This window comes from Bradyrhizobium sp. (assembly GCF_049798375.1).
Taxonomy (GTDB): Bacteria; Pseudomonadota; Alphaproteobacteria; order Rhizobiales; family Xanthobacteraceae; genus Bradyrhizobium.
The window spans coordinates 1-11423 of record NZ_JBARGP010000400.1 but is presented as its reverse complement, the minus strand read 5'-3'; the positions used below and the strand labels follow the sequence as shown (position 1 = coordinate 11423).

The window sequence follows — 11423 nt, the reverse complement described above, 5'->3', positions numbered from 1 at the left end:
GCGAGCTGGACCTCCTCGGGCAGCGAGGTCGAGATGCCGTTCGGATAGACCGTGGTGTCGTCGAGGCCTTCCGGCTCCAGAAAGATCTGGTGGCCGTCGCGGTCGCCGAAGCGGACGATCTTGTCCTCGACTGACGGGCAATAGCGTGGACCGGTGCTCTTGATCTGTCCGGAGTACATCGGCGAGCGATGCACATTGGCCCGGATGACATCATGGGTCGCCGTCGTGGTCTTGGTGATGCCGCACTGAATCTGCGGCGTGGTGATCTCTTTGGTCAGCACCGAGAACGGCTCCGGCGGATCATCACCCGGCTGCATTTCGACGGCACTCCAGTCGATCGTGGTGCCGTCGAGCCGCGGCGGCGTGCCGGTCTTGAGACGGCCGAGGGTAAAGCCGGCCGCTTCCAGCGACTTGGAAAGTCCCAGCGCCGGCGCCTCACCGGCCCGACCAGCCGGCCAGTTTTTTTCGCCGAGATGGATCAGGCCACGCAGGAACGTGCCGGTGGTGATGACGATGGCACCGGCACCGAGGTTTCGGCCATTGGCGAGTTTGAGGCCGAGGACGCGACCATCGGAAACGACCAGCTCGTCAGCCTCTGCCTCGATCACCTCGAGGTTCGCGGTTTGCCGGATCGCGGTCTGCATTGCCGCGGCATAGAGCTTGCGGTCGGCCTGGGCGCGCGGGCCGCGAACGGCTGGACCCTTACGGCGGTTGAGCATTCTGAACTGGATGCCGCCGGCATCCGCCACGCAGCCCATTAAACCGTCCAGCGCATCGACCTCGCGAACCAGATGCCCTTTGCCGAGGCCGCCGATCGCCGGATTGCAGGACATCGCGCCAATGGTCGCGAACTGGTGGGTCACCAGCGCGGTCTTGGCACCCATACGGGCCGCGGCCGCCGCGGCTTCACAACCGGCGTGGCCGCCGCCGATGACGATGACGTCGAAAGACTTTGAATGGTCGCTCATGGCTGGATTTTAGCGCGGTGCGGTGAGCACCGAAAGACGTTTCACGTGAAACAGCCGCCAAGCTCAAAAACCCCGAGCCTGCTTCATGTGAAACGACACAGTTCCGGTTCCGCCTGTTTCACATGAAACGATGATGATCCCTAAAAGTCTCGAAACCAGATGTTAAGCATACGACCAGAATTGCGGGTGCTACTTCCCGATACAGAACTCGCGAAAGATCACGTCGAGCAAATCCTCGACATCGACCCGGCCGAGCAGCTTGCCCAGCGCGAATGCCGCCACACGCAGCTCCTCGGCGGCCAGCTCTTCGCCGCGCGCGACCGCATCGATGCTCCGCCGCAGCGCGATCGCGGTCTCGTCAAGCAGCTTCCGCTGTCGCTCACGGGTGATCAGACCGGCTTCATTGGTTGCGAAATACTCGCGTGCGAACCCGACCAGGGCATTGATCAACACGGAGATCCCGTCACCCTGCTTTGCTGAGATGCGGAAGCTCGGACCGGCGGCTTCCGGATCATTGCCACGCTCGACCAGATCGATCTTGTTCCTGACGATCCAGATCGGCACCTCGCCCTGCTGATCGATCCCCAACGATCCATCCTCCGAGAGCCAGAGCACGAGATCAGCATCACCGGCCCGCGCTCGCGCTCGCCTCACGCCTTCCTGCTCGATCGGATCATCGGTATCCCTGATCCCGGCCGTGTCGATCACCATCACCGGATAGCCGTCGAGATCGAGTTGGACCTCGATGACGTCGCGCGTCGTTCCGGCATAGGGCGAGACGATCGCGACCTCGCGCCGGGCGAGCTGGTTCATCAGCGTGGATTTGCCCGCGTTCGGCGGCCCGGCGATCACGACCGTCAGGCCGTCGCGCAGCCGTTCGCTGCGGCCCCGCGCGGACAGGCTGGCCTCTATCTCTTGGAGCAGAATTTCGATGCGAGCGATCGCCGGCGCTATCAGCTCTTCCGGAACATCGCCCTCGTCGGCGAAGTCGATCCCGGCCTCGATCAGCGCCGAGGCTTCAATGATTTGGCGGCGCCAGTTGCGCGCTTTGTCCCCGAGCAGGCCGTTCAACTGGCGCAGGGCCTGCCGGCGTTGCCGATCCGTGTCGGCATGGATCAGATCGTCCAGACCCTCCGCCTCGGTGAGATCGATCTTGCCGTTCTCGAAAGCGCGCCGGGTGAACTCACCTGGCTCCGCCGCGCGGAGATCCGGCAGAGCCGAAAGGGTCGCAAAGACCGCCGCGAGCACGGCGCGACTGCCGTGGACATGCAATTCGGCGACGTTCTCGCCAGTCGCACTTGCAGGTCCGGGAAACCAAAGCACCACCGCATCATCGATCGGTTCGCCCTCGGAGTCACGAAGCAGGGCCCGGGTCGCCATGCGCGGCGTCGGCAATCTACCGGCCAGCGCCTGCAGCGCGGCTCCAGCGTGCGACCCCGATAGTCTGACGATCGCGATCGCGCTCGGCAGCCGGCCCGAGGAGAGCGCGAAGATGGTCTGGTCGTGCGGATGCATGGCCCTGAGGTGGACCCGCGCTCCTGCAAAGACAATGGATTTGCCTGAACATGCTTTATGGGTCACCGGCACCTGAGCTCGGTGCGGTCGCCCGTTAACAGCATTGGACCATGAGGCCGGCCGGACACACTATTGAAGCAACGTCCGGTCGTTCTCCTTCATCGACCCTCCCAAACAAAAAGGGCGCCCCGAAGAGCGCCCTTTGAATTTGGATGTTCTATCGGCCGATCAGGTGTTCATCGACTCGAAGAACTCCGAATTGCTCTTGGTGTTGCGGAGCTTGTCGAGCAGGAAGTCGATGCCGTCCATCGTGCCCATCGGATTGAGGATACGGCGCAGCACATACATCTTCTTGAGGTTCTGCGCGTCCGTGATGAGCTCTTCCTTACGGGTGCCGGAGCGGGCGATGTCGATCGCCGGGAAGGTCCGCTTGTCTGCGACCTTGCGGTCGAGGATGAGCTCGGAGTTACCGGTGCCCTTGAACTCTTCGAAGATGACCTCGTCCATGCGGCTGCCAGTATCGACCAGTGCGGTCGCGATGATGGTCAGCGAGCCGCCTTCCTCGATGTTGCGCGCGGCGCCGAAGAATCGCTTCGGCCGCTGCAATGCGTTAGCGTCGACACCGCCGGTCAACACCTTGCCCGATGACGGCACCACGGTGTTGTAGGCACGGCCGAGACGCGTGATCGAGTCGAGCAGGATGACGACGTCGCGGCCGTGTTCGACCAGGCGCTTGGCCTTCTCGATCACCATCTCGGCGACCTGAACGTGACGCACGGCCGGCTCGTCGAAGGTCGAGGAGACGACTTCGCCCTTCACCGAACGCTGCATGTCGGTGACTTCTTCCGGACGCTCATCGATCAGCAGAACGATGAGATAGCACTCCGGATGATTGGCCGTGATGGAATGCGCGATGTTCTGCATCAGCACGGTCTTGCCGGTGCGCGGCGGCGCCACGATCAACGCGCGCTGGCCTTTGCCGATCGGCGCCACGATGTCGATGACGCGCGACGACAGATCCTTGCGCGTCGGATCTTCGATCTCGAGCCGGAAACGTTGGTCCGGAAACAGCGGCGTCAGATTGTCGAAATTGACCTTGTGCTTGGACTTCTCGGGATCCTCGAAGTTCAGCGTGTTGACCTTGAGCAGCGCGAAATAGCGCTCGCCTTCCTTCGGGCTACGGATGTGACCTTCGATGGTGTCACCGGTGCGCAAGCCGAAACGGCGGATCTGCGACGGCGAGACATAAATGTCGTCAGGCCCGGGCAGGTAGTTGGCGTCAGGCGAACGGAGAAAGCCGAAGCCGTCGGAGAGAACCTCGACCACGCCTTCCCCGATGATGTCGGTCTCGGCGATCGCAAGCTGCTTGAGAATGGCGAACATCAGCTCCTGCTTGCGCATGGTGCTGGCGTTTTCGACCCCGTTCTCCTCCGCGAAGGAGACAAGCTCCGCCGGCGTTTTCGACTTGAGGTCTTGAAGTTTCATTTCCCGCATTGGGATGGTCCTGTGGAACAACTTGGGAGGGGATGCGAGGGGCTTTGGGAAAGCGGACGGAAATGAGGGTCCGCAGGTCTAAGCAAGGCGGCGCCGAGTGGCGCCAAACCTGATGCGGCGGCCGGTCGAACCGGGACGCAACCACATCCGCCTGCGTGGGGTGGGGATATCGATACTATAGAAAATCACAGCTCGTTTCGCAAGGCATCACACAGCAGAGCGGCATGCAGTTTTACCGAGCTAGAACGGCTTCACGATCACCAGGATGACGATGCCGATCATCAACAGAGTTGGTACCTCGTTGATAATACGATAGAATCTTTGACTATGCGTATTCCGGTCGGCGGCAAAATCCTTCATCCAGCGCGCGAACAGGCCGTGCACGCCCGACAGGATCAAAACCAGCAGGAATTTGGCGTGAAACCATCCTGATTTGTACCAACCGCCGGCCCAGACCAGATAGAGCCCGGCGAGCCAGGTGACCATCATTGCAGGATTGATGATCGCCCGCAGCAGGCGCCGCTCCATGACCTTGAAGGTCTCGGACTGCTTCGAGCCCATCTCCGCGTTGCAGTGATAGACGAACAAACGAGGCAGATAGAGCATGCCGGCAAGCCAGGAGATGACCGCGATGACATGCAGCGCTTTGATCCACTCATACATTGGAACGGGTGATCCTCAAGGCCTGGTCACGTCGTGTGGCGCATGTGAAAGCCCCGATCCATTTTTCCGCTCGCCGGCCGTTGATCGACACATAGCCGCTCGGGTGGTCTCCTCCAAACTAAATAATTTAAGAATCTTTAAGGTTTGAGTCTAAGTAGCGGTGGATTGGACTCATGCAATCTCATCCGCAATTTGTCCGCGACCTGTCCACAATCCTCAACATCGCTGTGTCGTCGCCCTTGCTCTGGATTCATGGTCTGGAGTCATCGGCTTGAGCGAAATCATCAAGAGCTTATCCAGAGACAAGTCGGTCTCGCCCCGATATCATCGACAGGCCAGCCCGACTTATCCTGACGAGGGAGCATGTGTAGAACGAAACGGGTTATACAGAGACCCCCCGGCCACCCCCTGATTTTGCCCCCATCCTTCACAGGGATTCACAGATCGTTAAGGATTTGATGCCCGCCTCCGGAAATTACTTTCACCTGCATCTGGTTTCCGATTCGACCGGTGAAACCCTGATCACGGTCGCGCGAGCGGTCGCTGCGCAGTACACCAATGTGACACCCGTCGAGCATGTCTATCCGCTGGTGCGCAGCCAGAAGCAGCTGGACCGCGTGCTCGACGAGATCGAGGAAGCGCCGGGCATCGTGCTGTTCACGCTGCTCGAGAAGGATCTGGTCGGCCGACTCGAGGCCAAGTGCAAGGACATCAACATTCCGAGTCTGTCGATCATCGGCCCGGTGATGCAGTTGTTTGAGGCTTATCTTGGCGCTTCCACGACCGGGCGCGTCGGCGCGCAGCACGTGTTGAACGCGGAATATTTCGCGCGCATCGATGCGCTGAACTACACGATGCTGCATGATGACGGGCAACTGGTCGACGGCCTGGAAGATGCCGATGTCGTGTTGGTCGGCGTGTCGCGCACTTCGAAGACGCCGACCTCGATCTATCTCGCCAACCGTGGCGTCCGCACCGCGAACGTGCCGCTGGTGCCGGGCATTCCGATTCCGCATCAATTGGAGACATTGAACAAGCCGCTGGTCGTCAGCCTGCATGCGACGCCCGAGCGGTTGATCCAGGTGCGGCAGAATCGCTTGCTCAGCATGGGCGCCGACAGCGGCAATGAGAATTATGTCGACCGGCAGTCGGTCACGGATGAAGTCACCTACGCGCGCAAGCTGAGTGCGAAATTCAACTGGGTGATGCTCGACGTCACGCGCCGATCGATCGAAGAGACGGCCGCGGCGATTCTGAAACTTTATACCGATCGGCAGCGGCAGAAATTTGCGGAGTGAGAAAAGCGTGACGAGCCTCTGGCGCCGCGAGTTGCCTTTGGTCCTGGCATCGCAAAGCCGGGCGCGGCGGATGTTGCTCGCCAATGCCGGCCTCGCCTGTGACGCGGTTCCGGCCGATATCGATGAGCGTGCGATCCAGCAGGACGCAGGCCTGACTGCGCCTTACGAAATTGCGCTGCATCTTGCTCAGGCCAAGGCACTGGCGGTGTCAGCTATTAAGCCCGGCCATCATGTCGTCGGCGCCGACCAGACCCTGGCGCTCGGCGATCGTCTCTTCAACAAGCCCAGAGGTCGCGACCAGGCGAAGCAGCAATTGCTTGCGCTCGCCGGTCGTACCCATGCGCTGCATTCAGCGATCGTGGTCGCGCGAGATGGCGAGGTGCTGTTCTCGCATGTCGCAATTGCCTGGATGTCGATGCGGCCTCTCAGCGAAGCTGATGTTGCTGTCTATCTCGACGAGGCCGGCGATGCCGTGATGTCGAGCGTCGGCGTCTATCAGCTGGAAGGTCTCGGCGTGCACCTGTTCGAACGCATTGATGGCGATCACTTCACCATTCTCGGCCTGCCGCTGCTGCCGCTGCTTGCCTTCTTCAGGGAAGCGGGCCTGCTTCGCTTGTAGAGAAGTATAGGGCCTTCGCGGAATGAGACTTTTATGAAAGTACTTGGACTGACCGGCTCGATTGGAATGGGAAAGTCGACCACTGCGAAACTGTTCGCAGAAGCCGGGGTGCCGGTCTACGACGCCGATGCCACCGTACATAAGGTATATGAGGGCGAAGCGGTCGCGGCGGTCGAATCCGCTTTTCCGGGAACGACAGCTAACGGCAAGGTCGATCGCAGCCTGCTCTCGGCCAAGGTGGTCGGCCATCCCGACGAGATCAGGCGGCTCGAGCAGATCGTGCATCCGATGCTGCGGGCGCATCACCAGGCCTTCCTCGATGGTGCCGAGCGATCCGGTGCACCCGTCGCCGTGGTCGACGTGCCCCTGCTGTTCGAGACCGGCGGTGACAAGCGTGTCGACGCGATCGTCGTGGTGACGACCTCGCCCGAGGTTCAGCGCGAGCGTATCCTGGCGCGTGGCACCATGACGGAGGAGGCGCTCGATGCGATCTTGGCGCGGCAGATGCCGGACGCCGAAAAACGCAAGCGCGCCGATTTCGTGGTGGATACGTCGCACGGACTTGACCCGGTGCGGGTGCAGATCCGGGACATCCTCGACCAGGTGATTAAGATGCCGCAGCGGCGTAGCTGATTCGCCGGCGCGAGATGGACTGACCGATTATGCGTGAGATCGTTCTCGATACCGAAACCACCGGCCTCGATCCGCTGCGCGGCGATCGGCTGGTCGAGATCGGCTGTGTCGAGATCTTCAACCGGATGCCGACGGGCCAATCCTACCACGTCTATATCAATCCCCAGCGTGACATGCCGGCCGAGGCGTTCGCGGTGCACGGCCTGTCGAGCGAGTTCCTGTCGACCAAGCCGCTGTTCGCCGAGGTGGTCGAGGAGTTCCTCGCCTTTATCAGCGATGCGCCGCTGGTGATCCACAACGCGTCGTTCGACATCGGCTTTATCAATGCCGAGCTTGACCGCCTCAAGCTCGCAGCGATTCCGCGCGAGCGGCTGGTCGATACCCTGCTGCTGGCGCGTCGCAAGCATCCCGGTGTGTCGAATCGGCTGGACGATCTGTGCTCGCGCTATGCGATCGACAATTCTCGCCGCACCAAGCACGGCGCGTTGCTCGACGCCGAGCTGTTGGCCGAGGTCTATGTCGACCTGGTCGGGGCGCGTCAGTCGCAACTGATCCTGACGCAGGACTCTCAGGAGATCCGCCTTGGCGGATCGATCGATACGCCACGCCGGCAGCGCGAGGTTCCGCTGGTGGCGCGTGTCACCGACGCGGAGCGGGAGGCACATCGCGCCTTCGTCGCCACGCTGGGCGACAAGCCGATCTGGAATGAATATTTGCCGGAGAGCGTGACCCCATCCGCCTGACGGCGGGTGCTGGGATCACGCCTTTGTCGCCAAATTGAAGATCTTGAGGATCAGCTTGGCTTGACCTGAGCGGCCTCGGCGGCGGCCTGCCGCTCCATGTTCTGCCGGTACAGGCCGACGAAATCGACCGGGTCAAGCATCAGCGGCGGGAAGCCGCCATCACGCACCGAGGTGGCGACGATCTCGCGCGCGAACGGGAACAGCAGCCGGGGGCACTCGATCAGCAGCATCGGGGAGAGGTTCTCCCGGGGGATGTTGAGCAGCCGGAACACGCCGCCATAGATCAGCTCGAAGCTGAACATCACCTTGCCGGCGGTTTCCGCCTTGCCCTCGATGGTCAGCGTCACTTCATAATCGCTCTCGGCGAGGTTATTGGCGCCAACATTGATCTGGATGTTGATCTGCGGCTGCTGCCCCTGCGGCGCCAGCGACTGCGGCGCGTTCGGGTTCTCGAACGAGAGGTCCTTGGTGTATTGCGCCAGCACGTTCAACTGAGGAGGGGCTGCCTCGGGAGGGGAGCCGTTGCCGATGGTCATGAAAGTGTTCTCCTGGCACAGAAACGCGGGTGATTGTGGGGCGAGTGGCTAACATAGCCGCAGCGCGTTCCACAAGGATGGATGGTAACGGAAGGGTTAACGGCCATATATAACGCGCTTTGCACGGCGGGGTGCTTGCACCCTTACCCGCCGGAACTCTTTCGGTCACGGGTAAACGATTGAAGATGCGCGATTTCCGGGCACGCAACGGGTTTCCCCTGCCCTCGAAAACGCGCTACAGTCACCGCGCCACTATGCGCCATTGGCCGGGCCCAATTTCGTGACTACATCCAGCGCCTGATACATCCAGAACTTGCGATCGATGCTGGTGTCTCAAGCAGCTCCCAATAACAGGATGCCCGACCGCCGGGAGCCGTTGCCGGCGCCACAAGTGAAGCCGAGAAAGCGAAAACCACGTGGACATCTACACTATCATATTCCTGGCGCTGGCGGTGTTCATCTTCCTGCGCCTGCGCAGTGTGCTCGGGCAGCGCACTGGCAGCGAGCGGCCGCCGTTCGATCGCGCCGCGCGCAACGCCGTGCAGGGTGCGCCTGACAGCAACAACGTCATCACGGTTCCAGGCAAGCTGATCGATCCGGGCGCGCCGGCATCTGTCGCCGACGCGGTGCCGGCAGGCGACCGATGGAAGGACTTGGCCGAGCCGGGCTCGGCGCTCGCCCATGGTCTCGATGCCATCGTAGCCCAGGACTCGTCCTTCGATCCGCGCCACTTCATCTCCGGCGCGCGTAGCGCCTATGAGATGATCGTGCTCGCTTTCGCCAATGGCGACCGCCGCTCGCTGCGCGATCTGCTGTCGTCCGAGGTCTATGACAGCTTCGACGCTGTCATCAAAGACCGCGAGAAGCACGAGCAGAAGACCGAGACGCGGTTCGTCTCGATCGACAAGGCCGAACTGGTCGGTGCCGAATTGCGCGACCGTAACGCGCAGCTGACCGTTCGTTTCGTCTCGCAGATGATATCGGTGACGCGCGACAAGGCGGACACGATCGTCGACGGCAACCCGGACAAGGTTGCCGACATCACCGACATCTGGACCTTCGCGCGCGACATCTCGTCACGCGATCCGAACTGGAAGCTGGTCGGCACCGGCAGCCATTAACGATTATCTCGCTGACTCTGAACCAAACGCGCGCGGCGGAGGACGTAGCAGGCGCGCAGCTCCGATAGATCAAGCTCTTTTTTTCCAAACTTCGCGTTGAATGGTACTTTGACGGTGCAGCTATGGTTCGCGAATTTTGGAAGCTTTGCGGCTTGTCCCAAAGCCGCCTTGGATATATCGGCATCGCGCTCAGCCTGAGCGTCGTGGCGTTGTCGCTGTATCCCTTTGCGGCGGAGGCCGTGCGAAGCCGGCACCCGCGGCAGCCCGTGCCGGCCCAGCGGCACCTGCCCTACCCGGACGTTCCGCTGCCGCTCGAAATTCCGAATAGTCAATATCTTCCGCTGGCCTGGACCGATGTGCCCGGCTGGAACGACGACGACCATCTCGCGGCCTACAAGACGTTCCGCGCCAGCTGCAAGCCGATCGCGGCGAAGCCGGACGGGCAGCCCGAGCCGAAGGCGCTCGGCGATTCCCTGCGCGATCCCTGCCGCGACGCGCGCGCGCTCGATCTGTCCGATAGTGACAACGCCAAGGACAAGGCAAAAGCGTTCTTCGAGGCGCACTTCCAGCCGCTGAGGATCTCGCGGCTCGGCGACAGCGACGGCTTCGTCACCGGCTATTACGAGCCGGTGCTCGACGGCTCGCGAACGCAGAACGAGGTCTACAACGTGCCGGTCTATCGCCGCCCGTCGAACCTGTTCGTCCGCGGCTTCAAGCAGGATGCGCCGAACCTGCCGAACAAGGGCCCGGTGTACCGCAAGATCGGACGCCGCAAGCTGGTGCCCTATTATGATCGCGCGCAAATCGAGGATGGCGCGATCGAGGGCCGTGGGCTCGAGATCTGCTGGCTCAAGAGCGAGACCGATCTGCTGTTCATGCAGATCCAGGGCTCGGCACGGATTCAGCTCGACGACGGCTCGACGGTTCGCGTCAACTATGACGCCTATAATGGCTATCCCTATACGCCGGTCGGCCGCATCCTGATCGACCGCGGCATCATCCCGCGCGAGGAAATGTCGATGCAGCGGATCAGGGACTGGATGGAGCAGAACCCGAACGAGGCCAACGAGGTGCGCCGGCAGAACCGCTCCTACATCTTCTTCCGCGTGGTGCAGCTCTCCGACAAGGACGAGGCGGTCGGCGCGCAAGGCATTCCGCTGACGCCGGGCCGCTCGATCGCGGTCGACAAGTCGCTGCATGTCTACGGCACGCCGTTCTTCATCACCGGCGCGCTGCCGATCGAGTCGGAGACGTCGAAGACACCGTTTCACCGGCTGATGATCGCGCAGGACACCGGCTCGGCGATCGTCGGGCCGGCGCGGGCCGACCTATATTTTGGCGCCGGCGCTGAAGCCGGCAAGATCTCCGGCCGGCTCAAACAGAACATCCAGTTCGTGATGCTGGTGCCCAGGAGTCTCGATCCTGTCGAGCGCGGCCGCAAGCTGCCACTGCCCGATGCGCGGCCATCGGCCAAGATCGCAAAACTGTTTCCGCAAGTGCTGCCGAACGACGCGGCCGGGGATTATAGCAAGGATCAGAAGTCGGCTGCTGCAGCCCCTGCCCCTGTCCCTGCAGCGAATGCCACGTCGACACCGTCCGATGCCGCGGTCGCGCAGAACACGCCGGCGGCGTTGAGCGTACCGCTGCCGGCAGCACGGCCGAAGATCGACGAGGACAAAGGTGCCAACCTCCGCCACCGTCGGCGCCACCGTTACCATCGATGAAGCGTCCGTCCACATCGCATAGTGGCGACATTCCGAGCAACCGCCGCAAGCGGGCCTTGAGCGAGGACGATCGCGCACTGTGGGAGACAGTGGCCAAGCACGTCAAGCC

General features: G+C 62.1%; 11 protein-coding genes. 6 read left to right on the top strand and 5 right to left on the bottom strand.

Going from position 1 to position 11423, the window contains the following annotated elements; genetic code table 11:
- The 4 genes from WA702_RS17105 to hemJ form a co-directional block, all read right to left on the bottom strand.
- On the bottom strand, positions 1 to 968 hold a 968-nt coding region (locus WA702_RS17105; RefSeq protein ID WP_425111720.1), incomplete at its 3' end, for an FAD-dependent oxidoreductase.
- A 189-nt stretch (positions 969 to 1157) separates the two neighbouring features.
- Complete coding sequence (gene mnmE, locus WA702_RS17100; protein ID WP_425111719.1) at positions 1158 to 2483, bottom strand: tRNA uridine-5-carboxymethylaminomethyl(34) synthesis GTPase MnmE; 1326 nt, start codon at positions 2481 to 2483, stop codon at positions 1158 to 1160.
- A 228-nt stretch (positions 2484 to 2711) separates the two neighbouring features.
- Positions 2712 to 3977, bottom strand: coding sequence for a transcription termination factor Rho (gene rho, locus WA702_RS17095; RefSeq protein WP_425111718.1), 1266 nt, complete (start codon positions 3975 to 3977; stop codon positions 2712 to 2714).
- A gap of 240 nt (positions 3978 to 4217) precedes the next feature.
- Positions 4218 to 4640 (bottom strand): protoporphyrinogen oxidase HemJ, encoded by a 423-nt coding sequence (gene hemJ, locus WA702_RS17090; RefSeq protein WP_425111717.1) that lies wholly within the window; start codon positions 4638 to 4640, stop codon positions 4218 to 4220.
- Between the two features lie 458 nt (positions 4641 to 5098).
- Between hemJ and WA702_RS17085 the strand changes: the two genes are divergently transcribed.
- The 4 genes from WA702_RS17085 to dnaQ are packed head-to-tail and all read left to right on the top strand — an operon-like array spanning position 5099 to position 7933.
- Positions 5099 to 5938 carry a pyruvate, water dikinase regulatory protein gene (locus WA702_RS17085; RefSeq protein WP_425111716.1) on the top strand — a complete coding sequence of 280 codons (840 nt, stop codon included), beginning with the start codon at positions 5099 to 5101 and terminating at the stop codon, positions 5936 to 5938.
- 7 nt (positions 5939 to 5945) lie between these two features.
- A complete protein-coding gene (locus WA702_RS17080) occupies positions 5946 to 6557 on the top strand; it encodes a Maf family protein (protein ID WP_425111715.1) in 612 nt (203 codons plus the stop codon).
- A 33-nt stretch (positions 6558 to 6590) separates the two neighbouring features.
- Positions 6591 to 7190 carry a dephospho-CoA kinase gene (coaE, locus tag WA702_RS17075; RefSeq protein ID WP_425111714.1) on the top strand — a complete coding sequence of 200 codons (600 nt, stop codon included), beginning with the start codon at positions 6591 to 6593 and terminating at the stop codon, positions 7188 to 7190.
- Positions 7191 to 7219: 29 nt separating this feature from the next.
- On the top strand, positions 7220 to 7933 hold the full coding sequence (dnaQ, locus tag WA702_RS17070) for a DNA polymerase III subunit epsilon (RefSeq protein WP_425111713.1): 714 nt from the start codon (positions 7220 to 7222) through the stop codon (positions 7931 to 7933).
- A 50-nt stretch (positions 7934 to 7983) separates the two neighbouring features.
- Here the strand turns inward: dnaQ and secB are convergent, their stop codons facing one another.
- On the bottom strand, positions 7984 to 8469 hold the full coding sequence (gene secB / locus WA702_RS17065) for a protein-export chaperone SecB (RefSeq protein WP_425111712.1): 486 nt from the start codon (positions 8467 to 8469) through the stop codon (positions 7984 to 7986).
- A 416-nt stretch (positions 8470 to 8885) separates the two neighbouring features.
- Here secB and WA702_RS17060 point away from each other — a divergent pair, with 416 nt between their 5' ends.
- On the top strand, positions 8886 to 9590 hold the full coding sequence (locus tag WA702_RS17060; RefSeq protein ID WP_425111711.1) for a Tim44/TimA family putative adaptor protein: 705 nt from the start codon (positions 8886 to 8888) through the stop codon (positions 9588 to 9590).
- Between the two features lie 122 nt (positions 9591 to 9712).
- On the top strand, positions 9713 to 11314 hold the full coding sequence (locus WA702_RS17055; protein WP_425111710.1) for a murein transglycosylase A: 1602 nt from the start codon (positions 9713 to 9715) through the stop codon (positions 11312 to 11314).
- Positions 11315 to 11423: the final 109 nt, after the last annotated feature.